18 protein-coding genes and 1 pseudogene are annotated in these 23,759 nt (G+C 64.3%); 14 read left to right on the forward strand and 5 right to left on the reverse strand.

Features of this window, described 5'->3' with window-relative positions; translation table 11 throughout:
• The first annotated feature begins 357 nt into the window (after positions 1 to 357).
• Genes CBM2586_RS26225 through CBM2586_RS26235 form a run of 3 tightly spaced genes read left to right on the forward strand, consistent with a single transcriptional unit; the run spans position 358 to position 3,292 of the window.
• A complete protein-coding gene (locus tag CBM2586_RS26225) occupies positions 358 to 732 on the forward strand; it encodes a (2Fe-2S)-binding protein (protein ID WP_115690727.1) in 375 nt (124 codons plus the stop codon).
• Positions 729 to 2,129, forward strand: coding sequence for an NAD(P)/FAD-dependent oxidoreductase (locus CBM2586_RS26230; RefSeq protein WP_115690729.1), 1,401 nt, complete (start codon positions 729 to 731; stop codon positions 2,127 to 2,129). Before CBM2586_RS26225 ends, CBM2586_RS26230 begins: the two co-directional genes overlap by 4 nt.
• Positions 2,126 to 3,292: an NAD(P)/FAD-dependent oxidoreductase gene (locus tag CBM2586_RS26235; protein ID WP_115690731.1), complete on the forward strand. Its 1,167-nt coding sequence runs from the start codon at positions 2,126 to 2,128 to the stop codon at positions 3,290 to 3,292. The genes CBM2586_RS26230 and CBM2586_RS26235 overlap by 4 nt, the downstream gene beginning before the upstream one ends.
• Before the next feature lie 132 nt (positions 3,293 to 3,424).
• Here CBM2586_RS26235 and CBM2586_RS26240 read toward each other — a convergent pair whose 3' ends face one another.
• Both CBM2586_RS26240 and CBM2586_RS26245 read right to left on the reverse strand, forming a co-directional pair.
• Positions 3,425 to 3,778 carry a cupin domain-containing protein gene (locus CBM2586_RS26240; protein ID WP_115690733.1) on the reverse strand — a complete coding sequence of 118 codons (354 nt, stop codon included), beginning with the start codon at positions 3,776 to 3,778 and terminating at the stop codon, positions 3,425 to 3,427.
• Positions 3,779 to 3,813: 35 nt separating this feature from the next.
• Positions 3,814 to 4,995 carry an amidohydrolase gene (locus CBM2586_RS26245; protein ID WP_115690735.1) on the reverse strand — a complete coding sequence of 394 codons (1,182 nt, stop codon included), beginning with the start codon at positions 4,993 to 4,995 and terminating at the stop codon, positions 3,814 to 3,816.
• A gap of 429 nt (positions 4,996 to 5,424) precedes the next feature.
• Here CBM2586_RS26245 and CBM2586_RS26250 point away from each other — a divergent pair, with 429 nt between their 5' ends.
• Together CBM2586_RS26250 and CBM2586_RS26255 are read left to right on the forward strand one after the other, a co-directional pair.
• Positions 5,425 to 7,548, forward strand: coding sequence for a TonB-dependent siderophore receptor (locus CBM2586_RS26250; RefSeq protein ID WP_115691488.1), 2,124 nt, complete (start codon positions 5,425 to 5,427; stop codon positions 7,546 to 7,548).
• 219 nt (positions 7,549 to 7,767) lie between these two features.
• On the forward strand, positions 7,768 to 8,877 hold the full coding sequence (locus CBM2586_RS26255; protein ID WP_115690737.1) for a tartrate dehydrogenase: 1,110 nt from the start codon (positions 7,768 to 7,770) through the stop codon (positions 8,875 to 8,877).
• A 29-nt stretch (positions 8,878 to 8,906) separates the two neighbouring features.
• Here the strand turns inward: CBM2586_RS26255 and CBM2586_RS26260 are convergent, their stop codons facing one another.
• Positions 8,907 to 12,323: an adenylate/guanylate cyclase domain-containing protein gene (locus tag CBM2586_RS26260; RefSeq protein WP_115690739.1), complete on the reverse strand. Its 3,417-nt coding sequence runs from the start codon at positions 12,321 to 12,323 to the stop codon at positions 8,907 to 8,909.
• A 527-nt stretch (positions 12,324 to 12,850) separates the two neighbouring features.
• On the opposite strand from CBM2586_RS26260, the gene CBM2586_RS26265 reads away from it, so the two are divergent.
• On the forward strand, positions 12,851 to 13,840 hold the full coding sequence (locus CBM2586_RS26265) for an ornithine cyclodeaminase family protein (protein WP_115690741.1): 990 nt from the start codon (positions 12,851 to 12,853) through the stop codon (positions 13,838 to 13,840).
• Positions 13,841 to 13,876: 36 nt separating this feature from the next.
• Positions 13,877 to 14,848, forward strand: coding sequence for a threonine/serine dehydratase (locus CBM2586_RS26270; RefSeq protein WP_115666369.1), 972 nt, complete (start codon positions 13,877 to 13,879; stop codon positions 14,846 to 14,848).
• Positions 14,849 to 15,022: 174 nt separating this feature from the next.
• Here CBM2586_RS26270 and CBM2586_RS26275 read toward each other — a convergent pair whose 3' ends face one another.
• Complete coding sequence (locus CBM2586_RS26275) at positions 15,023 to 16,009, reverse strand: LysR family transcriptional regulator (protein WP_115666368.1); 987 nt, start codon at positions 16,007 to 16,009, stop codon at positions 15,023 to 15,025.
• Positions 16,010 to 16,136: 127 nt separating this feature from the next.
• On the opposite strand from CBM2586_RS26275, the gene CBM2586_RS26280 reads away from it, so the two are divergent.
• From CBM2586_RS26280 to CBM2586_RS26300, 5 genes are all read left to right on the forward strand, one after another.
• The gene (locus CBM2586_RS26280; protein WP_172587123.1) at positions 16,137 to 16,796 is read left to right on the forward strand and encodes an HAD family hydrolase; all 660 of its coding nucleotides are present in this window, start codon (positions 16,137 to 16,139) and stop codon (positions 16,794 to 16,796) included.
• A gap of 37 nt (positions 16,797 to 16,833) precedes the next feature.
• A complete protein-coding gene (locus CBM2586_RS26285; protein WP_172587124.1) occupies positions 16,834 to 18,129 on the forward strand; it encodes an NAD(P)/FAD-dependent oxidoreductase in 1,296 nt (431 codons plus the stop codon).
• 450 nt (positions 18,130 to 18,579) lie between these two features.
• Positions 18,580 to 18,792 carry a hypothetical protein gene (locus CBM2586_RS26290; protein ID WP_115666366.1) on the forward strand — a complete coding sequence of 71 codons (213 nt, stop codon included), beginning with the start codon at positions 18,580 to 18,582 and terminating at the stop codon, positions 18,790 to 18,792.
• A 28-nt stretch (positions 18,793 to 18,820) separates the two neighbouring features.
• Entirely contained in the window at positions 18,821 to 20,146 is a 1,326-nt protein-coding gene (locus tag CBM2586_RS26295) for an NAD(P)/FAD-dependent oxidoreductase (protein WP_115690747.1), read from the forward strand.
• Between the two features lie 53 nt (positions 20,147 to 20,199).
• Entirely contained in the window at positions 20,200 to 21,306 is a 1,107-nt protein-coding gene (locus CBM2586_RS26300) for an MFS transporter (RefSeq protein ID WP_240988030.1), read from the forward strand.
• Positions 21,307 to 21,347: 41 nt separating this feature from the next.
• Here CBM2586_RS26300 and CBM2586_RS32210 read toward each other — a convergent pair.
• Positions 21,348 to 21,615 (reverse strand): annotated as a pseudogene (locus CBM2586_RS32210) (SDR family NAD(P)-dependent oxidoreductase); the annotation flags it as partial.
• A 466-nt stretch (positions 21,616 to 22,081) separates the two neighbouring features.
• Here CBM2586_RS32210 and CBM2586_RS26305 point away from each other — a divergent pair.
• Together CBM2586_RS26305 and CBM2586_RS26310 are read left to right on the forward strand one after the other, a co-directional pair.
• Positions 22,082 to 22,513, forward strand: a complete 432-nt coding sequence (locus tag CBM2586_RS26305) for a CopG family transcriptional regulator (RefSeq protein WP_115666364.1) — start codon at positions 22,082 to 22,084, stop codon at positions 22,511 to 22,513.
• Positions 22,514 to 22,557: 44 nt separating this feature from the next.
• Entirely contained in the window at positions 22,558 to 23,700 is a 1,143-nt protein-coding gene (locus CBM2586_RS26310; RefSeq protein WP_115690749.1) for an extracellular catalytic domain type 1 short-chain-length polyhydroxyalkanoate depolymerase, read from the forward strand.
• Positions 23,701 to 23,759: the final 59 nt, after the last annotated feature.

Raw genomic sequence — 23,759 nt, forward strand, 5'->3', positions numbered from 1 at the left:
GGCCCCTTCTCGCTTCCCGCAGGCGTCAGTGCGACCGCATCGCATAGCAAGCCCCGGGCTTGCGGACAACGAATCTTTCAGGCAGCGGAAGAGCCCTGGAAGAGCCCCGCGGCGACGGCCATGGATGCATCATGTCCGTGCGCCCTGCAACCCGGCGTGCTCGTGCGCCTGAGCAAGGCAAAGGACGCCGGCCGCGGCGGCCGTGCCGATCGCGCCGCATATATTGCTGCCGCCGCCTGCATAACAGCAGCACGCCCCGTCCCGCGCCCCCAATGCAGCACCATCCCGCGCCATAGCGCTCCTAAACTTCAGGAGATCGCTGTTCGACTGCCTTGCCATTCTTTCCGAGCCAACGCCATGCCAGACCTTTCCCCACCACTGCCTGCGCGCTTTGTCCGGCTGGCGGAAACGGACCGCCTTTCCATCACGCTGCGCATCGACGGCGTCGCGGCCACCGCGCTGGCTGGCGACACGCTGCTGGTCGCCTTGCTCACCCATGGCCGGCGCGTGCGCGACAGCGAGTTCGGCGACGGGCCGCGCGCCGGCTTCTGCCTGATGGGCGCCTGCCAGGACTGCTGGGTCTGGACCCCCGCCGGCGAGCGCCTGCGCGCCTGCTCCACCCCCGCCGAGGCCGGCATGGAGGTGCTGACACGCCCGCCCGCGCACCACTGGCCTGCGACGCCGGACCTGCAGGAATCGCTCGCACGCCACCGCCAGGGAGCCGCCGCATGAACGCGCCCGCACCCTTCCCGCGCATCGTCGTGGTGGGCACCGGCCCTGCCGGCGTGCGCGCGGCCCAGGCGCTGGTGCAGGCGGGGCTGCGCCCCACCGTGGTCGACGAAGGCCGGCGCGACGGCGGACAGATCTACCGCCGCCAGCCTGACGGCTTCAAGCGCTCCTACGCCAAGCTCTATGGCACCGAGGCGGCCAGGGCCCAGGCACTGCACCGCGACTTCGACGCGCTGCGCGCGCGCATCGACTATCACCCCGACACGCTGGCGTGGAACCTGACCGAGGGCGAGCTGCACGTGGTGCGCGACGCGCAGCCCCTGGCGCTGCCCTTCGATGCGCTGCTGGTGTGCTCGGGCGCCACCGACCGGCTCATGCCGGTGCCGGGCTGGCACCGCGCCGGCTGCTACAGCCTGGGCGCCGCGCAGATCGCGCTCAAGGCGCAGGCCTGCGCCATCGGCTCCCAGGTGGTCTTCCTCGGCAGCGGGCCGCTGCTCTACCTGGTCGCGTCGCAGTACGTGCAGGCTGGCGCGCATGTGGTCGCGGTGCTCGACACCGCGCCGGCCACCCGGTCATGGGCGGCCATCACCGGGCTGCTGGCGCGACCGCGGCTCGCGCTGCGCGGCCTCGGACTGATCCGCGCGCTCAGGGCCGCCGGCGTGCCGGTGCTGCAGGGCGTGACGCCGCTGGCCATCGATGGCACCGAGCAAGCGGGCGTACTGGGCGTCACCGTGCGCGATGCACGCGGCGGCACGCAGCGCTTCGCGTGCAATGCCGTGGGGCTGGGCTGGCACCTGCGCGCCGAGACGCAGCTGGCCGACCTCGCGCGCTGCGAGTTCGCCTTCGAACCCGTGAGCCGCCAGTGGCTGCCGCGCATCGACGTCGATGGCCGCAGCACCACCCGCGGCGTCTACCTGGCCGGCGATGGCGCGCGCATCCTGGGCGCCGATGGCGCCGAGGCCGCAGGCCGGCTCGCTGCGCTCGCAGCCCTGGCCGACCTCGGGCACGCGCGCGGCCGCGACCTCTATCGCAGCGAAGCCGCGGCGCTGCGCCGCACCCTCGCCAGGATGGACCGCTTCCGCCAGGGCCTGGCACGCGCTTTCCCGTGGCCGCATGCGCAGGCCGCCGCACTGCCCGATAGCGCGGTGGTGTGCCGCTGCGAGGCGGTGACCGCGGGCGAGCTGCGCCGCTGCGTGACCGAATTCGACAGCCAGGAACTCAACCGGGCCAAGGCCTTCAGCCGCGTCGGCATGGGCCGCTGCCAGGGCCGCTTCTGCGGCCATGCCGCGGCCGAGATCGTGGCGCACACCTGCGGCATCCCGGTCGAGCAAGTCGGCCGCCTGCGCTCGCAGGCACCGGTCAAGCCGCTGATGATGAATACCCGCGAGGTGAAGGCATGAGCAGCACGGCAACCCGCACCCGTGACGCCGACGTGCTGATCCTCGGCGGCGGCCTGATGGGCACCACTACCGCTCTGTTCCTGCGCCAGCATGGCCTGTCCGCGGTGCTGCTCGAGCGCGAGCTGATCGGACGGCAGGCCAGCGGCACCAACTTCGGCAATGTACGCCGCCAGGGCCGCGCGCTGCACCAGATGCCGCTGGCCAACCGTGCGCGCGCCGTCTGGGGCCGCGTGAAGGAATTGCTGGGCGAGGACCTCGAGTTCGTCCCCTACGGCCATCTGCGCGTGTGCTACACCGAACAGCAGGCCGCCGTGCTCGAGCAGCATGCCCATGACGTGAAGCCGCTCGGGCTGGACCTGCAGCTCTACACCGCCGAACAGCTGCGCCAGCGCTGGGGCATCTTTGCGCCCGGCATCGTGGCGGGGTCCTATTCGCCGCAGGACGGCCATGCCAACCCGCGCCTGGCCGGCCCCGCCTTCGCACGCGCCGCGCGCCGCGCCGGCGCGCAGATTGTCGAGCATGCCGAGGTGATGCAGGTCGAGCACGACGGCGGAGGCTTCCTCGCCCACACCGCCGACGGCCGGCGCTTCCGTGCGCCGCAGATGCTGGTCGCCTGCGGCGCATGGTCCAACCGCATGGCCAGCCAGTTCGGCGAAGCCGTGCCGATGGACGCACGCGGGCCGCAAATGGGCGTCACCGAGCCGCTGCCCTATGCCATCGGTCCCTCCATCGGCATCTCGTCGCCGATCGAGCTGGAGGGCCTGTACTTCCGCCAGATCGCGCGCGGCAACATCGTCTTCGGCGGCGGCCTCAAGGGGCCCGCGCTGATCGACCGCATCCGTGCCTACGTCAGGCCCGACAACGTTCTGCGCCAGCTGCGCGAACTGCGGCGTTTCGTGCCGGCGTTCGAGCATGTGCAACTGATTCGGGTGTGGAGCGGGATCGAAGGCTATACCGCCGACTTGCAGCCGGTGATCGGCCCGAGTACCAGGGTGCCCGGGCTGCATTACGCCTTTGGCTTCAACGGCGAAGGCTTCGCGATCAGCCCGGGCGTGGGCGAGACCATGGCCGAGCTGATCGCCACCGGCCGTACCTCGATCCCGCTCGAGCCGTATGCCATCGGCCGTTTTGCCGGCGCGCGGTCGCTTCAGGAAACCAGCTGACGCACTATGCATCGCCTGCGTCGCCTGCGTCGCCTGCGTCGCTCGTCGCAGCGGGCGACGTAGATGATTGCGAGGACGATAATGCAGGCGGAACCCACAGAATCCCGGTTCCGCCTGAAAATTTATCGAGCCTCAGTCCGACAGCACCACGAACACCTTGCGCAGCGTTTCTGTCACGTGCCACTCGCCGGTCGTGCTAGCGGAAAAGAAGAGCGTATCGCCTGCACGGATCTGCTGCGGCTGCCCATGCGTGGGCGTGAACGTGCAGGCGCCCGCGAGGATGTGCATGACCTCGGCATTGACGATCTGGCGCTCGAACCGCCCCGGCGTGCATTCCCAGAGTCCGGCCTGGTTATCGCCGGCGCCGTCCAGATCGACGTCGATGCCGCTGAGCCGGGCCGGCGGCTGGGTGAGCGGGCGTGCAGGCGTGCCCTGCTGCGCGAAACCATCGACGGTGGCCGACTGGCGGATGATGGTGATAGGCATGAGGATTCCAGGTCAGGTCAGGTCAGGGGAAAACATTACGCGGCAACCAGCGCGCGCCGGGCGACCTCGCAGAACCAGCGCACCCCGAGGGCCAGCGCGTCGTCGTTGAAATCATAGCAAGGATGGTGCAGGGGTCGCTCGCCATCCGGACCCGGTTCGGCGCGGCCCTGACCCAGCCAGAGATAGGCGCCGGGCCTGCGCTGCAGCATGAAGGCGAAGTCCTCCGAGGTAAACGCGGCGCGCGGCGCCATCTGCGCCTGCAAGCCGACGGCACGTGCCGCATCCAGCGCCAGCGCTGCTTCGCCAGGGCTGTTTACCGTGGCGGGGTAATAGCGGTCGTAGTGCACTTCAACCTCGGTGCCGCTCGCCACCGCGACGCCTTGTGCCATCGCACGCAGCGCGGTCTCGATCCGGTCTTGCGACGCGGCATTGAAGCTGCGCACCGTGCCGGTAATCCGCACCTCGGCCGGTAACACGTTGTGGCTATGTCCACCTTCGATCCGCGTGACCGACAGCACGGCGGACTCAGCCGGATCGATGCGGCGCGCGACGATGGTGTGCAGTTGCGACACGAGGTGGCAGGCAGCAAGGATGGCGTCGGCGGTGTGGTGCGGCTGCGCCGCATGTCCCCCGCGCCCGCGCAGCACGATATCGAACCGGTCTGCTGCGGCCATGATCGCGCCGGGCAGCGTCTGCGCATGGCCGAGCGGCAAATCCGGCCAGTTGTGCAAGGCATAGACGCTGTCACAAGGAAAACGCTCGAACAGGCCATCGTCGATCATGCGGCGGGCACCGCCCTTGCCCTCTTCGGCAGGCTGGAAGATAAAGTGCACCGTGCCATCGATGCCGCTGCGCGCGAGCTGGCGCGCCGCACCCACCAGCATGCTGGTATGGCCGTCATGCCCGCAGCCGTGATGCTTGCCGGGCGTGCGGCTTGCATGCGCTACGCGGCCCAGCTCCACCATCGGCAGGGCATCCATGTCCGCGCGCAAGCCCACGCTGCGCGTGCCACGGCCGGCCCGCAGCGTGCCCACCACACCGGTGCCGCCAATGCCCTCGTGCACCTCGAGACCCAGCAGGCGCAGAGACTGCGCCACGATGCCGGCGGTACGGTGCTCCTCGTAAGCCAGCTCCGGATTGGCGTGCAGGTCGCGGCGCAGCGCCACGAGGTCCGGCAGCAGATCGGCTACCGGTTCGGTGATGCGTTGCCAGGTCACGGGCAGGTCCCCGCTGTAGCGACATGTCTGGTCCCCGTAGAAAAGGGATTCAGAGGCAAGACTTCGTGACTGCGAAAGGCCATGGGCGCGATCCTGAGAGGGGTGCGGAACAGAGAGGAAGGGCAGCAGCAGGCAGTGCTGCATCGTTCCTAGATTAAGAGCAGTACCACCAACGATTGTGGCGATCGCGGGGGGGGCGTACCGCAGTGAATTGCGTTCTGCTCCACCGCGCGAGCAGATTGTTGGGCTCCCGTGCCACTCTCGTGTCGATGCAGTGCCCGCTAGGTGGGCCGTGCTATATGGCCTTGCCCTCGCTAGCACGCAACCATCCGTGCCTGACGATTCCCACGCAAAAAATATGTTAATGAGAATTCCTCTCATTTGCGCCGCTACATTGTGGCGCCTCTTGCCTTTGCCTTTGTCTCGCTCATGCCAGCATTTCCCTCTCACGCCAGGCGCCTCGCCGGCCATGCCTGTCGCGCCAGCCTGATCCTGTTTCCTCTGTCCAATGCAGCGCTTGCCCAGGCGCAGGAGGTTGCAGCCTCGGCCCAACTTCCTGAAGTCCGCGTCAGCGCGAATGGCGGCACCGGCGGATACGTTGCTGCCGAGGCCAGCGGCGCAACCCGGACCGAAACGCCGCTGCGGGAAGTGCCGCAGTCAGTGCGCGTGGTCACGTCGGCACTGATCGACGACCTGGGCGCGACGCGCCTTGCCGACACGGTGGACTATGTCAGCGGCGTGGCACGCCTCAACGACTTCGGGGGAACCTGGGACAACTATGCCATCCGTGGCTTCAGCAGCACGGACATGGGATACCTGGTTAACGGCTTTCCCGGATCGCGCGGCTACAATCCGATGCGCGATGCCGCGACGGTGGAGCGCCTTGAATTCCTGAAAGGCCCTGCCGCGGCGTTGTACGGCAGTAGCGAACCGGGCGGCACCATCAACATCGTCACGAAGAAGCCTCGCTTCACACGGGCAACTTCAGCGGAACTCAGTGCCGGTACGCTTGGTTTCGCGCGTGCCACGGTGGACACCACCGGCCCCATCAACGACCAGCTGGCCTATCGTCTCAATGTCATGGCGGAGGATAGTGCCAGCCGAAGCTCGCTGATCGACGGCAGCAAGTATCTGGTTGCCCCCGCACTTGCCTGGGCGCCCGACGAGCGCACCCTGGTGCAGTACGAAGGGGAATTCATGCGCGTGCGCACGCCACTGGACCGCGGCCTCGTCAATGTGAATGGAGAGCTGCCCCTTCCCCGCGACCGCTACCTTCAGGAGCCGAACGACCCTAACCTTCATCTTTCCAGCAACACGCATCAGTTGACGCTGGACCGCGATGTCGCCACCGGCTGGCGGGCCAGGCTGGGCGTCAGTTACAAGGAATCCGGCTTTGAAGGCTATGCGGCGGAGTTCGGCAGCGTGCTGGCGGACGGTCGCACGCTCACACGACGCAACAGTTGGCGAACGCTGCCGTCACGCGACACGTCGGCCCACGCCGAGGTGGAAGGCAACTTCCATACGGGTGGACTGGCGCACCGGATGCTTGTTGGTGTCGAGGCTTCGCGCCTGTACATGGGGATGGACATCCTCTATTCGAGCCTGGCGGCAAACCCGTATGCGATCGATATCTACGAGCCGGTATACGGGCAAGCCAAACCACCGGTATCGCCAAGCATCTCGACACGCGAGCACCAGCGAAACCTTGGCGCCTACCTTCAGGACGAAGTTTCGTTGAATGACCAATGGAAGCTGATGGCGGGCGTCCGGTTCGACAACTACCACCAATCGGTTGACAACCTGCTTACCGTGACATCGACCCGCCAGAGCCAGACTGCCGTGTCGCCCAGGATCGGCCTGACGTGGCTGCCCACGGCCCAACTCTCGGCATACCTGTCACTTGGCAAGTCGTTCCGCCCCAACAGCGGCGTGGACGAGGCAGGCAATGCGTTCGACCCCCAGCATGCGCGCGCCATCGAGGCGGGGCTGAAGTGGCAATCCGAAGACGCGCGTCTCGGTGCAACGTTCGCGGTCTTCGATATTCGCAAGAACAACGTCCTGACGCGCAGCCCCACCAACCCCAACTTCAACATCGCCGCCGGCGAAGCCACGAGCCGCGGGCTCGAGATCGACGCTTTCGGCCAGCTGGACCAGCACTGGCGCATCAGCAGCAGTTTTACCTTGATGAACGCAAAGGTCACCGAGGACAACGCCATCGCGCCCGGCACCCGCCTGACCAATATTCCCAAGGTCAGCGCGAGCGTGCTCGCGATTCGCGAAGACACCATGCCCGTCTTCGGCGGGCGGTACGGCATCGGCACCGGTATCGTCTATGTGGGATCGCGCTCCGGCAATGCCACCGACACGTATTCACTGCCGGCCTACGCCACCGTGAAGCTGGTCGCCTACTGGCAGATCGATCGCCGCACACGCGTCTTCCTGGACGTTCATAACGTGTTCGACAAGACCTACTATCCCGCGTCGTGGGGCAACCTCGCCGTCACGCCGGGGCCGGGGCGGCAGTTTGTCGCCGGACTGCGATACCAGTTCTGAATCCGCGCATGCGGCCCCACAGGGAAGCGCACGCCGCCCGGCATGCAAGCCCTGCCCACGCACAGCATGCCGGACACGACGACGAATAAAGGATTTCCTCCTGTCGCGCGGCAGGAATACGCAATGTGCCGCTGAAACACCGCTTCTACAATAGCGGTCATTGGCGCGGCCCTGGCTCGGACCATGGCGCAGTCTCGCGTTATTTCACAGGAAATCGTCATGACGACCCGGACTTTCAACATCGCGGTGATCCCAGGGGATGGCATCGGCAAGGAGGTCATGCCGGAAGGCTTGCGCGTGCTCGGCGCCGCCGCGGGCCGCTTTGGTATCGGCCTGAATTTCACCCATATCGAGTGGGCAAGTTGCGATTACTACGCAGCCACCGGCAAGATGATGCCGGACGACTGGAAGGCCCAATTGGCCGGCATGGACGCCATCTACTTCGGTGCCGTGGGGTGGCCCGATATCGTGCCGGACCATATCTCGCTGTGGGGTTCGCTGCTGAAGTTCCGCCGGGAGTTTGACCAGTACATCAACCTGCGCCCCGCACGCCTGTTCGAAGGCGTGCCCTGCCCCCTGGCCGGCAAGAAACCAGGGGATATCGACACGATCATCGTGCGCGAGAATACCGAGGGCGAATACTCTTCGGTTGGTGGCGTGATGTACGAAGGCACGGAACGCGAAGTCGTCATGCAGCAAGCCGTGTTCTCGCGGCACGGCACGGACCGCGCGCTCCGATTCGCATTCGATCTGGCGCGGCAGCGGCAGCGCAGGCACGTCACGGTTGCCACCAAGAGCAATGGCATTGCCATCAGCATGCCGTGGTGGGACCGCAGGGCGAACGATATCGCACAGGACTATCCGGAGGTCAGCTGGGAAAAGCAGCACATCGACATTCTGTGCGCCCGCTTCGTGCTGCAGCCGCAGCGCTTCGACGTGGTGGTGGCGTCCAATCTGTTTGGCGACATCCTGTCGGACCTTGGCCCCGCCTGCACCGGTACGCTGGGGCTGGCGCCTTCGGCCAACCTGAATCCGCAGCGCACATTCCCTTCGCTGTTCGAGCCGGTGCATGGCTCCGCGCCCGACATTTACGGCAAGAACATTGCCAACCCCATCGGCATGATCTGGTCAGGCGCCATGATGCTCGATTTCCTCGATACCGATAACGACGCCGGAAGGAAAGCGCACGACGCGATTCTTGCCGCGATCGAGCACGTTTTGATCCACGGTCCGCGCACAGCCGATCTGGGCGGCAATGCCTCGACCACGGAAATGGGCGAAGCCATTGCCCACGCAGTGGAACGGATCAGTTTCGGCGAGCAAGCGTAGCTGTCTGGCCGAGGGGGCTGGCGTAAGGCTCAGGACAGTTCTTCCTGCAACTGTCTAGCCTTATTCCAGTCCACGGAATTCATGTCTTCCGTGCAAAGACCATTCAAGCGCGCCAGCAATCGACGCGCCGCATCGTCCTTGCCCTGGCGATGCCACAGGTCGGCCAGGCTCACCGCGCATCGGAACTCGATGGCGATGGCACCCGCGTGGCGGGCCAACTCCATCGCCTTGCCAAAGCATGCCTCGGCTTCAAGAGCGATTGCAGACGATCCTGCCTCTTCACACGACATCTGCAGCAGCACCTCGCCTTTGAGCCGGATCAGCGCAGGCTCATCAAAGCGCTCGCCGGTGTTGTCCACCAGGGCCAGCGCTTCGCCCAACACGCGAAGCGCTGCGTCGCCATTTTCGGCACGCCGATAAGCATCCGCCAGCAATCCCAGCAGCGAAGGTCTTCCCAACACTGCGCCGGAGGCTTCGAGTCCGTCAAGGCCGCGGCGCATCTGCGCGATACTGTCTTCGGGTGAACCCATCGCCGCGAGCGCCCAGCCGCGCAATATCGTCCCCCAGGACAGATAGAGCTGGAAGCCATGTTCCTCCGACAGCGCGATCGCGGCTTCCGCGCACTCCAGTACCCGTTGCGCGTCGCGCCGGCGCTGATGCAACTCGGCTGCGAAGGTCAGGCTGAGGGTGAGACCGAATGGATCGGTGGCCTGCCTGGCCAATGCTATCGCCTCCTCGCTTCGGGCACAGGCCTGTGCCGACAGGCCGAGGTACCAAAGCACCCAGCTCAGGGAGCTGCGCATATGGACCGCGGGGTTCCGTGCGTAACGGAGCAGATGAGCATATGCGTGCTGTGCCGGTCGGTGCAGTGCGAGGGCCTGTTCCAAATGAGCGCGAGCCATAACGATCTCGCCCCGCCGGAATCGGGTAACGCCCAGCATGCGCTGCGCCTCGGCCGCCTGTTCCGGATCCCCGCTGTCCTCGGCGAGGCAGTGCAGTCCTTCTGCCAAGGCTTGCGCTGTTAAAAGCTGACCCCGCAAAAGATAGAATGACCACAATCCCAGCTGTGCCGAGAAACGCTGTGGCGTTGCCGCGCCTTGTTCGCACAAGGCCAACGCGCGCGTATAGATCGTTTCTACCTCGGGCGCCCCATGGCCTCGCGCCGTGATATACGCAATGCCGAGATTCAGCAGCAGGTTGAGCTCGTCGCGTGCGCGATCCGGAGAGTCTGGCAGCGATCCGAGCAGTTGCAGCGCGTCATTGAAATGACGGATCGCCTCGCGCTGAGCGGAATGCCGTGCGGCACGCTGTCCCGCAAGGCCAAGATACTCGATCGCTTTTCTGGTATTGCCGCTTTTGCTGTAGTGGTGGGCCAGTTCGCTGCAGTAATCCGTCAGGCTGCCAGGAAACAGCATCTCCATGGCCCGGGCCGTGCGTTCATGCAGCGCACTGCGCCGGTCACTCAGCAGCGAACTGGCGGCAACCTCCTGGGTCAGCGCATGTTTGAACGCATACTCGAGCTCAGGGAACGCCGGACGCTCGTAGATAAAATCACCCGTCTGCAGCTCGCCCAGCATTGCATGGAGTGCCTGGTCCGGTAGCGTCGTGACCTGCCGGACCAGGCTCAGCGTAAACTCCTTGCCGATGATCGCGAGTGTCTGCAGCAACTCCTTCTGCACGGGAGGAAGGCGGTCAATGCGCGAGGCAAGCACACCTTGCACGGTGGTCGGGATATGTAGTGACACGATGCACTGCTCCAGCCGGAAATTGCCCCGCTCGCCGTGCAGGACGTTCTCTTCGGCCAGCGTGGTGACGACTTCCTCCATGAAGAAGGGATTGCCCTCTGTCTTGGCCTGGATTTCCCGCTTCAGCGACTCGAGGGAAGCATGGTCCCCCAACAGTGCCGTGAGGAACCCCTGTGCATCCGCCTGTCCCAACGGCTCCAGGTGCAGCTTGAGGTGGCAGGGTATGCCAGCAAGCTGCGCATATTCCGGGCGGTAGTTGACGAGCAGCAGGATGCTTGCCCTCGGGACCTGAACGGCAAGGGCTTTGAGGAAAGCCTCGGTCTCACTGTCGAGCCATTGCAGGTCGTCGAACAGCACCATGAGCGGTTGCATCTCGCTCTCGCACACCAGCAGCCGCACAATGGCATCAAAGGTTCTCTGCCGGCGGATCGAAGCCTCCATCATCGACAGGGCCGACCCCCGCTCCCTGGCTCCCAGCAGATAGAGCAGGTAGGGCAGCAGTTCCTCTGGCGCGCAATCGATCGCCAGCAGCCTGCCCTTGACCTTGTCGCGAATCTGCTGGTCGTCATCCTGTGCGGCAATATCAAAGTACGCTTTGAGCAAGTCAATCAAGGGCAGATAGGGGAACGCCTTGCCATGCGAAACCGAAAAGGTCTCGAGCACCTTGCAGCCCGGCTGAGCACGCGCCTTGAACTCATGAAACAGGCGCGATTTCCCGACGCCGGCGTCGCCCGCCACGCCGACGACCCGCCCATGCCCCTGCCTTGCCGAATCCAGCGCCTCCTGCAGACGCTGCAGTTCCGCCTGGCGGCCGAAAAATCGCGCCAGACCGCGATGCACTGCAACTTGCAGGCGGGTACGCAGCACCCCAGCGCCGACCACCTCGTACACGGCAAGCGGTTGCTGGATGCCCTTGACGGAAGTGGTTCCCAGGCTTCGGAATTCGAAGTAGCCTTCGGTCAGCCGATGGGTCGCTTCGCTGACGAGGATCGATGACGGTGTCGCGATCCCTTCCATCCGTGACGCGATATGAATCGTGTGCCCCACCGGATCGTAGTCCGTGCGCAGGTCATCTTTTCGGATCGAACGCACCACCACTTCGCCGGTATGGACGCCGACGCGGATCAGCAGCGGCAAGCCTGTCTCCCGATTCGCACGGTCATTATGGCGGTGCATCGCTTGCTGCATGCGCAGCGCGGCGTACAGGGCCCGCAACGGGTGGTCCTCGTGGGCGATCGGCGCGCCGAACAGGGCCAGGATCCCATCGCCCAGGAATTTGGCAACATACCCCTCATAGTGGTGCACGGCTTCCATCATCAAGGCCACCACCGGGTCGATTAACTCACGCGCATCCTCGGGATCGAGGTTCTGAATCAGTGCCGTCGACCCGGCGATGTCCGCAAACAGAGCCGTAATGGTCTTGCGTTCACCATCGGCTTGCCCCCTCGCCTCCATCGCCGCCTGCTCGGCAAGAATGCGCTCGGCAAGGTGCGGCGGCGTGTAGAAAACGGGCGCGGCGGAAACTTGCGGACATTGACCGGCAGGGGAAGCAGGAAGGGCTGCGCCGCAAAGGCCGCAGAATCTTGCGTCGGCACCTGACTCATGGCCGCATCGTGGGCATAGCCGAGCGAGGCTCTGTCCGCATGCCTCGCAAAAATATCCGCCCGTTGGGTTATCGAATCCGCACTTTGCGCAGCGCATATCACCCTCTGACCGCCTGACCTGCCACTAATCATTAGAGACCAGAAAGATAGTGTCCCGCAAGCCACCAATACCGGCGCGATAGCTACTGCATGACGGCTGCGGCCGCCCCCTGGACGCGCGCCGCCCGGGCAATTTCAGGGTGCACTTGGAAGTTCATGCTGCGGTCGGCGGAGCAATCAGCGCCGGGACCCGTGCAGCGACTGCGGCGACTGCAAGTATTTCCGGTCCATCCTCGCAATCGAAGCACAGGCGGACTCTGCTCTCCGACCGATGCCTGCCTGGTTCAGGCATCATGCGGCCGCTTCGGATTTCGCCGGCCGCGATAAAAACAGCCGGAAGTTACGATTTTGGCAGTACTTCCGGGATTTTCTGCTGCCCGCTCGACTGCATACTACGTGCAAACAGGGCTGGTAATGCGTTCCTGTGCGGCTGGCGTTGAACCTGGCGAGATAACCCACTCCTGTTTGGGATGCGCATACCTGGCGAATGGCACATGCTCTGATAAGAACAGCGAGACTCGGTAGATGAAAACACTGCTGCTTACCAAAGACGAAGTCGGAAGATTGATATCCATGAAGGAAGTCATAGGTACCGTGGAAGACGCGTACAAGGCCTTCAGCAGTGGACAGGTGGTACAGCCTGGCTATATCGGAATCCATCTTCCTGCACCGCGCGGCGAGATCGACTTCAAGGTCGGTTACTACAAGGCCAATGAAATGATCTCGATGAAAGCCTCTTCCGGAGGCTTCCTCGACAACCCCACGGCACATGGGGTGCCTAACGGTATGGGCTCCATCCTGCTGTTTGATGCCAGGAGCTGCGCGCTGATCTGCGTCATGGATGGAAGTTTGCTCACCGGTCTGAGGACCGGGGCATCAGGGGCCGTCTCGGTAAAGGCACTGGCAAGAAAGAACTCGAAGAAGATCACCACCATAGGTACCGGGAACCAGGCCCGGATGCAGATTCGAGCGATCAGCCTGGTGATGCAGATCCAGGAGATCCATGCCTGGAGCAGAAACGCGGAGACGCTGGCCCGCTTCAAAACGGATATCGAGGGCGACTTCGGTATCCCTGTGATCCTGGGCGGTTCAAAAAAAGCGGCGGTCGAGCAGGCGGATATCCTGATCACCGCCACCCGTGGCAAGGGCCCGCTGGTGGAAGCGGGCTGGGTAAAACCCGGCACCCACATCGTTGCCATTGGTACGGATCAGAAAGGCAAACAGGAGCTGGATCCTGAAATATTCAGGCACGCCAAGATCGTCAATGACTCCATCGCTCAGTGCGTCGAAAAAGGCGAAACCTTGCATCCGATGAACCAGAAGATCATCACCATGGAGGATATCCATGGCGAAATCGGCGAAATACTGCTGGGCAGGAAACCGGGCCGGGAGAACGACGAAGAAATCACCATCTTCGATTCCACCGGCATGGCCATACAGGACAACACCACTGCCGAAAAGATTTATCGCAATGCCCTGGCAAACAACGTCGGGACTTTCTTTTCATTCCTTTGAGTTTCGATTTTCTGGCAGTATGGGAAGAGGACTTACATGCGCGACCATCCAACCATTCAGGACATTCGGGAAGCCCAGGAACGGCTAAAACCCCATATCAGGCGTACGCCGCTGCTGCACGCGGAGAAGATAGAGCAAGCCGCCGGCTGCCGGCTCTATCTGAAACCCGAAACGCTGCAGATCACCGGGGCCTTCAAGATTCGCGGCGCGCTGAACAAGACACTTTCGCTGCCCAGGGAAGAGATCGCCAACGGCATCATTGCCACGTCTTCCGGCAATCACGCCCAAGGGCTCGCCTACGCTGCCCGCATGCTGGGCGTGAAAGCGATTCTGGTACTTCCGGTGACCACCCCGAAAATCAAGATCGCCAATACCGAAGCCCTCGGGGCGGAGGTCATCCTCTTCGACGGCGATACCGCTGCACGGTGGAAGAAAGTATATGAAATCGCTGAGAAGAACCGCTACGCAGTCGTCCACGCCTTTGAAGACCCGCTGGTGATGGCAGGACAGGGAACCATCGGCTGCGAGATCCTGGAAGATCTGCAGGATGTGGATACCGTCATCATCCCCATGGGCGGCGGCGGCCTGATTTCCGGCATCGCCACCGCCATCAAGGAAACCCGGCCATCGGTTCGGGTCGTTGGCGCGGAACCCGCCTTGACGCCGAAGTACTATCACAGCAGGTTGAACAAGGAGCGCACCACGCTTCCCTTGAAGAACACCATTGCCGACGGCTTGCGGATAAGTGTGCCGGGGCAGAATCCCTATCCCATCATCGAGCGCTACGTGGACCAGATCGTTCTGGTCGAGGACCAGCACATCATTCAAGGCATGCGTGTCCTGGCCAAGGACGCGAAACTGATCGCCGAACCCGCCGCCTCGATCGGTATCGGCGCTCTACTGGCGGGCGTCGTCAAGGTCCGGCCGGATGAAAAGGTCTGCGCGGTACTGAGCGGCGGGAACTGGGACCTGTGCGACCTCGCCGAAATATACAGTGCGGTCGAGTAACTTTCGGCGCGCTGGATCCGGCAGTATGCCGGTATCGAGTCAGGGTCTTCCGCAATTTGCGTGACGAAGGCGAACTCGCATGGAGGGTGTTGTAGCGCGAGGCCGCCGTCGCCGCGCACGGCGCGAAGCAGTCGGGCATCCTGAGGCGGGCCGGCATTGCCGGCCCTTTTTGTTTCAGCCCTCGCGCGCACGCTTTGCCCGCCGGCGTTCGGACTGATGCAGCCGCTTGAGAATACCGTCGAACGATTCCAGTTGCCGGTGAATCTCCTCCGGCCCGTTCTCAACCAGGAACGCGCGGAATGCCGACGCGACCGGCGGCAACCGGACCGCCGGCAGGTGCGCCACATACCAGTCGCGCTCCACCGGGTTGCCTGCGAGTGGCAGCACATCGATCAGCCCTGCTTCGAACTCCAGCGTACAGGCATGCAGCGACAGGAACGCGATGCCCAGCCCGGCCGAGACCATGCGCTTGATCGCCGCGTTGCTGGACAACTCCGATCCGTGCGGCAAGCGCAGTCCCGCCTCGCGGAACAGGCGTTCGACGGTGTCGCGCGTACCAGAGCCGCGCTCCCGGACCAGCAGGTTTTCTGCCAGCAGATCTTGCATCGTGATGTGCCGACGGGCCATCAACGGGTGATCGGGTGCGGCAATGAAGGCCATCGGATGCTTGGCGAAGGTCACCGCATTCGTCCTGAGCTCGGAAGGCGGCCGCCCGATGATGGCCAGATCGATTTCGTGCATCCCCAGCATGCGCACGATCTCTTCCCGGTTGCCGACCCGGAGCACGATCTTCACATCCGGATGGCATTGGGTGAACGCCACCAGCATCTGGGGGAGCAGATACTCGGCGGTGGTGATCGCGCCGACGCGAAGAGTCCCCGCGATCCCGCCGCGCAAGGCCGCCACCTCTTCCACCGCGTCGCGCCATAGCTTGAGAATCTGGCTCGCGTAGCCTGCCATCACTTCACCGGCGGGCGTCATCAGCAAGCCGCGCCCGGAACGCTGCACCAGCGGTGTGCCCGTGGCCTCTTCGAGGAGCCGCAATTGCAGCGATACCGTGGGCTGGGTCAGGTGCAATTCCTCGGCTGCCCGGGATACGCCGCCGAGGCGCGCAACCGCGTCGATCGCATTGAGCTGCCGGAACGTGGTGGTCTTATGCATAGAAGAAAACCTATCGGTCGGATTTGTTTCTCAATTATTCAATATGAGTTTTCCCGCGTACAGTGCAAACGTCAAGACCCGATCTCTTCGCCCCTTCGCGTTCCGCCAAACCATCCAGGAGTCCACCATGTCGATCGAATTGCTGATTGTTTCCGCCGACCATGTACTGTTCCAGACGAAAGCGCAACACGCCGCCGGCCTGGCCGCCGCCACCCAGGGCCGGCCGGAAGCGGCTCCTGTCAGCGCAATTGGCGAAGACTTCTGCACGGCATATCAGGAGGCATTCGTCCAGGCAAGCGCGGTGGCGAAACCATGTGTGCGCCGACAAGCCGAACAGCTGATGCGCGAAGCCGAGCAAGCCGGCGCCAGGCTCGCCATCGTGACCATGATGTCGTCGCGCATGCTGAGCGCCCTGCTTGACTGTTATGACCAGCCGACCGGTACCGATCGCTTTACCGTGACGGCCACGGCGGATTCGCTTGGCCACGGCCGCGGCCACGCAGACCTGCTGCGGCTCGTGCTCCATGCCGTCGACCTTCCTGCCGACCGCGCGCTGTTCATCGGTGCAAATGCCAGTGAAGCGCATGCCGCGGCTGCGCTTGGCATGCCGGTCATGCAGCTGCGAGACGGCATGGCATCGCGCCAGGACGAGGGCCCAAGCATCCTTTCCGACGTGCCCACCGCATCGTGGCCATCGTTCGAGGACGTCGAGATGCACTTCACGCAAGGCGCGCTGGCCCGGCCGTCGCGCTACACGTCCCCAGGGACATTGGCCGCCCCGGCATGAGCCGTCGTGGCGCCACCAACGCATAGAGAGGGATGGAATGAAGACGATCGTCATTGCCGGCGGCGGAACCGCTGGCCTTCAACTGGCGGCCCGGCTGGGAAAGCAACTGGGCAAGCGCGGACTGGCGAATATTGTCCTGGTGGACCGCTACAGGACACATCTGTGGAAGCCCCTGCTGCACGAAGTCGCCGCAGGAAAGCTCGAACCGTACATCCATCACACGTCGTTCGCGCTCCAGGCGCGCCGCTACGGCTTTCGTTTCGTGCAGGGCGAGTTCACCTCACTGGATCGCGACAACCGCACACTGACGATCACGACGGCCGGAAGCGATGGTGCCACGCACGCGACGGCGCTGGCCTATGACACATTGGTGCTGGCGATCGGCGGCACCACCCAGTACTTTGGTGTCCCGGGGGCGAGGGAGCACGCCCTGGCGCTGGATACCGTACCAGGCGCCGAGTATGCGCGGACCCAGATCGTGGAGGCGCTGCGCCGCGTGTCGTCGCAAGCGAGAGCCGCCGAGCGTCCCGCGCGGGCCAGCTTCGCCATTGTCGGCGCGGGCGCGACCGGGGTGCAACTGGCCGCCCAGGTGCGGCAGATGTCGCGCGTACTGAGCCAGTACGGCATTCATTCGCTCGATCCTGACCGCGGCACCGAAGTACTCCTCGTCGAAGCTTCCGGCAACATTCTCCCGGGCATGGATCGTCGCCTCGCCGACAGGACGACAGCAGAGTTGCAGGCGCAGGGCATCCAGATCCTTCTGAACACGCGCGTCACCGAGGTCCGTCCCGACTGCCTGCATATTGCAGGCGCGGCCCCCGTTGCCGCGGACGTGACAATATGGACGGCCGGCGTCACCGTATCGCCGGTGTTGTCGAACATCGGCCTGCAGGTGACCCGCAACGGGCGCGTTCGGGTGGGAGACAGGCTCCAGACCCTGGAGGACGAACATATTTATGCCTTGGGCGATTGCGCGAGCTTCCGTCCGGCCGGGGAACAAGCAGAGCTTCCCACGCGTGCGCAGGTCGCGCATCAGCAGGCCATTTACCTGGCCCGAGCCTTGCCACGTGCGCTCGCTGGCAAACCCGTAGCCGGGTTCACGTTTCGAGATCGGGGCTCTGTCATCTCGCTGGCTGACGACATGGCGTTGTGCCATCTGCTCGCGCCCGGCGCCAGTGATGGATGGCAGGTACAGGGCGCGTTGGCGAAACTGGTGCACGGCGTCATCTATCGACGTCACGTGCTGGCGATCCAGGGCTTTGCGCGCGCCGCCGCGATAACACTGTCCCAGCGTCTGGAGCGGTTGCTGGGCGTCGGTTATCGCCTGGATTGAAGCCCGCTTTGCCGTGCAATGCAGACAGCGCATTGGGCGAGCAGCGCTTGCTGCTCGCCCTCGCTGCCGTCGGGCTGATGGGCTGGGCCGGGGCTCGGCGCGTCGCGGAGCGCGGACCTGGAAATCAGCGACCTTGCCCCATGCCGAGGTCATAGGCCTCCATATCGGTCGCACCCGACCGTCGGCGGCCATTGCCGGCACCAAGCCCAAAAATGCCTGTCAGCACGTGTTGCAGATCGCCACAGGCGAGCTGATTGCTGCCGGGCGATGAAATGTATTGCGTGCTACTTACGGCGTTTCGGCACAGCGTGCTGGCAGCGCGCCATAAAACAGCAGCTTCGAGAGGATCAAGCGCGCGTTTCGCAAGAAGCGCATGTCAACTCTATGTTGCAATGTCACTAGCCGAAGGTTCTCTCAATCGCTCCACCACAGCGAAACATCGAAGCTGCCATGAAGCTCAATACGTACTGGATCGCTATCCCACCCGCGTGCATGACGCCCGCCCGGGATGAGTACATGCATCTGGCGCCGGCATGGGACGCCCATGCCCTCTTCGGAGGCTATGAGCGCTCGTGGAATGGTCGCGCATACGGAATGGAAGGCCGGGAGCAGTATCTCGAAACGAAGGCCATCCTTGAACGCGGTGATGAACAACCAGCATGAATACCGCCCTGAACGGGGAAACTCATCCATGTCCCAACCCTTGCGTCTCATCGAGACCTCCTCTCCCCTGCCCGCCCATGCCGACGCTGTGGTGATCGGCGGCGGCATCATCGGCATCTTTACTGCCTACTATCTCGCCCGGCGCGGCCTGTCGGTTACCGTCGTCGAAAAAGGCCGCATCGGCGCCGAGCAGTCGAGCCGAAACTGGGGCTGGTGCCGTCAACAGAACCGCGATGCGCGTGAGTTGCCGATGGCCACCCGAAGCCTTGAACTGTGGGAACGGTTTGCCGAAGACTCTGGCGAAGACACGGGTTTCCGCCGGTGTGGCCTGCTGTACCTCAGCAACGACGAAGATGAAATCGCACGCTGGGCCAAATGGCGCGATTTCGCCAGAACGGCCGGCGTGACAACCCACATGTTGAGCGGTCGCGAGGCCGCCGAACGGGGCTGGGCGACCGGCCGCGCGTGGAAGGGCGGCGTGTTCTCGCCCAGCGATGGCACGGCCGATCCAGCCAAGGCAGCGCCGTCGGTCGCTGCTGCGCTCATCAAGCTCGGCGGTGTCGTGCAGCAGAATTGCGCTGCGCGAGGCATCGAGCTCCAGGGCGGCCGAGTCAGTGGTGTTGTCACGGAAGCCGGAAGCATCAAGACCCGCATCGCGGTGTTCGCTGGCGGCGCCTGGGCATCCTCGTTCTGTCGCCAGTTGGGCATCCGCTTTCCCCAAGCCACCGTTCGCCAGTCCATCGTGCGCGTGTCTGGCGTGCCTGAGCACCTCCCTGACGCCCTGCACACTGCGCGCGTGTCCATCACCCGCCGCAGCGATGGCAGCTATAACCTGGCTATCAGTGGCCGCGGACGCGTGGACCCGACGGCGCAGCTGCTACGCTTTGCACCGCAGTTTCTTCCGATGTTCGCCAAGCGCTGGCGCAATGTGTTTCCGGGCGGATTGGAAGGAATCCGTGGCGGCCATGAAACGCTCGCGCGGTGGCGCCTGGATGCGCCCACACCCATGGAACGGATGCGCATCCTCGATCCGAAGCCGGATGCGGCGGCTGTCAAGCAAACCTATGACCGCGCCGTCGAACTGATGCCGGCACTGGGCCAGGCCGGCATCGCCAATGCCTGGGCTGGCTTTGTGGACAGCACGCCGGATGGCGTCCCCGGGATTGGTGAGGTGCCGGAGATCCCCGGATTCATCCTCGCCGCGGGCTTCTCCGGTCACGGGTTCGGTATCGGCCCAGGCGCGGGTCATCTGATCGCCGACCTGGTGACCGGTGACGAGCCGATCTTCGATCCGGCGCCGTACAACCCGGCGCGCTTCAGGCAGTCGGCCTGGGGCAAAGTGGCCGATTTCTAGCGTCCCTTCCAGTGTCTCGGCTCCGCAGTCAAGCCAGCGAACTGGCGCGGCTGATGCTCACTCAGCTATTCCTCAACGCGTGCGTCGCGGGCATGCGGATGACCATGTCGCTGCGCTTGGCGCAAGGCGAGGAGGCCGTGGGATGCCTGATCGCGCTATTCGCCCTCTCCCAGGTGTTCCTCGCACTGCCAGCGGGTCGGTACTGCGAGCGACATGGGCTCGAGGGACCGATCCTGCGAGCTGTAGCGCTAGCCGTCTTCGGCTGCGCCCTTGCGGCTGCATGGCCGGTATTCCCGGTGCTGTGCGTGAGCGCAGTGCTCACAGGCGGTGCAGGCGGTGTCGCCATCATTGCAGTTCAGCGCCACACTCCGCGTATCGTCAGCGGCCCCGACGCGCTCAAGAATGCGTTTTCCTGGCTGGCGATCGGTCTGGCCCTGTCCAATGTCCTGGGGCCGTTCCTGGCCGGTGTCGTGATCGATAGCTTGGGGTTTCACGCCGCCTTCCTGGCGATGGCGACACTGCCGCTGCTGGCTTGCCTGGCGGTTCGAGGCGTGGGCGGTCACGTGTCCGTATCCCCGGAGGCGGCCAGTCGCCCGGGCAGTATCTGGAACCTCTGGCGCGATCCCGGCCTGCGACGGCTCCTTATCGTCACGTGGTTGCTGGCATCGTGCTGGGATGTGCACACTTTTATGGTTCCATTGCTCGGGCACGAGCATGGCCTGTCAGCTGCAGCGATCGGCAGCATCCTGGGTGCCTTTGGCATCGGCGCCGCAGCGGTACGACTACTGACACCGCTGGTGATGAGACATCTGCGCGAATGGGTCGTACTAGTTGGGGCAATGACTGCCACCGCCATCCTGTTCGGGATATACCCATTAATGTATGCACCGTTGGCCATGGGTACGTGCTCCGCACTGCTCGGTTTCTGCCTTGGAAGCGTGCAGCCGATGGTCATGAGCCTCCTGCACCGGTTGGCGCCTGAGCACCGCTATGGGGAAGCTGTCGCGCTGCGGGTGATCGTGGTCAACGTGTCGAGCGTCGGTATCCCCATGCTCTCCGGCGTAGCCGGTTCCTTGATCGGCACTGCGGGCGTGTTCTGGGCCGCAGGCGTAATGGTGGCTGCCGGCACCAGGATAACAATGGGTCTAAGGAGGCATTGAAGCCGGCAAGCCGTAGAACCAGGCAAAGTTGGAGCGCTCCCTCACGGCAGCCCGGTGCCGGTGGCGCGCGCCAGTGTGGCCAGCAGCCGCTCGTGGAAGCGAGTGTCGTGCACCGCCGGATGCGGTTGCCCGCGCGGCTGGTGGTACCAGTAGCCGCCACTGTCAGCGCCTCGGGATCTTCGCTGGTGGCGAGCCACTCCTGCGTCAGGTGCCCGAGCCGAAGATCATCCGGTGCGTCGGGCCCGCCCATCTTCGTCGGCACCCGCGATCTCGCGCACCGGGGTCGACGGCGTTGCTGTACACATCGGGCCCTTCCGCAGCACGAAACCATTTGCGTCAGCATTACGGAAGAATGCTCCGGACTCGTCCGACCGCATCCAGGCCGGGCTTGCTAGCGTCCTGTCGCTGCTGGGTATTCACGTCGACGTCTCTTGGCAACGGTTAGTTGATTTGAAACTCGCAGCTCCAAACGGCGTCGGCGCCTGGCGAGCGGCCGCATTTGGCCAGGATTCGGCCACTGGCAGTGCTGTAGCTGACTGGCGGAGATGGGTAACTTTCGTCCGTGCCCTACACCTGTTTCTCGCCTGGCCCTGCTCCGGCTGTTGTTGGTCGGATTGCGGTCCTCTCCCATGCTGTTCTCGATGTCGCCGCTGAAATCCGCACCCATAGCGCAACGCCAGTGGAAACCGCTAAAAGGATTCCTTGACTGCTGCATCGCAACATTCTATAACCATCCACATGGATGGCGTACAGATGATATGAGGATGGCAAACATATGAACGTCGGAAAAGGCGCACTTATGCTGGTGCCCCGATCGAAAGGCGGCGACACCGAAAAAATCACGATCAATCTCGGCCCTGTGGACCTGGGCCAGATCGATCTCCTGGTGGAAGAGGGTTTTTATTCGAATCGCACGGATCTGATTCGTACGGCCATTCGCAATCAACTGGCAGTGCATGCGCGGGCGGTCAATGAGACCGTGACCCGTCGCGCGCTCGTGCTTGGGCTGCAGCACTTTTCCAGGCAGGATCTGGAGGCCGCGCAGGCGGCCAACCAGCTTCTCGATATCCATGTGCTGGGTCTTGCCAGCATTGCATCCGACGTCAGTCCAGAGCTCGCTCTTGCCACGATTCAGTCAGTCGTGGTGCTGGGCGCCTTCCACGCCTCCGCCGCCGTCAAGGCCGCTCTGGCCGGGCGCATCAGGTAATTCACGCAATTCCACGCAACACCTGCCCCATCTGGAAACCCATCATGAAAATGAACGACGCGTTCCTCGCCTCCATGCGCGAGGCCATGGAGCTCTTGCGCACCGCCGGCCCGCTGGAGGCAACGGAGGCGATCCAGCGAGCCCTCCGGACCAGCTCGCCTTGGGGCAGTAAAGAGGGGAGCCCTGCACCGGCGCAAGTTGTCGAAGCGTTGCTGCCAGCGGACGGCTCACTGTTCAGGAACGACGTGCCGCTCGCAAAGACGCCTTTTGCCTCTTCCCTACCCGGCCAGGCGCGGAAGGCTCCTTCGCCATCCGATGTGGAGGCCCGCGGCCATTTCAGCCTGAAGACCTTCGCCAACCACGCGGGCCAGCGCGCCTACAAGCTCTACGTGCCCTCCAGTTACCGGAACGAGCCGGTGCCGCTCATCGTGATGCTGCACGGTTGCACCCAAGACGCGGATGATTTTGCGGCGGGTACCCGCATGAACGCGCTCGCCGAGCTACATGGATTCTTGGTCCTCTACCCGATCCAGCCGACCGAGGCGAACCCTTCCAGGTGCTGGAACTGGTTCCGGCCTGGCGACCAGCAAAGCGGGCGTGGCGAGCCTTCGCTGATTGCTGGCATCACCCGCGAGGTCATGGCCTCCCACAATGTCGATGCAGATCGCGTGTATATCGCGGGCCTGTCCGCTGGCGGCGCCATGGCGGCGGTGATGATCCATCGCTATCCCGCACTGTATGCCGCCGCGGGGATTCACTCCGGCCTGCCGCAGGGCTGTGCGCATGACCTGCCCTCCGCGCTAGCGGCAATGAAAGGTGGCAAGCTCAAGGGCGCATCGCGCGTCGACGCCCAAGCGTCCATGGCCCAGCCGAAACGGCCAGTTATCGTGTTTCACGGCGATACGGACCACACCGTGCATCCTTCCAACGGTAGTCGCATGATCGCGCCTTTCGAGGTCGGCGAGGCGCTAAAGCGAACTGAACGAAGCAGCGACGGGGGTGGACACGCATATACCCGCCAGTTCGTGACGGCGGCAAACGGCGTCGATGCCGAATACTGGCTCATCCACGGCGCACCCCATGCCTGGGCAGGAGGCAGCAGCCGCGGCTCGTTCACCGATGCCAAGGGACCGGATGCCAGTGCCGAAATGGTGCGATTCTTCCTAGCACATCCGCAGCATCGCTAGCCCGGCGCGGCTTCGGACGCGCTTCCCGCCAGAGGGGCGCGAGGCAGCCCGCGATTCCG

The sequence above is a fragment of the Cupriavidus taiwanensis genome (assembly GCF_900250115.1).
GTDB lineage: Bacteria > Pseudomonadota > Gammaproteobacteria > Burkholderiales > Burkholderiaceae > Cupriavidus > Cupriavidus taiwanensis_B.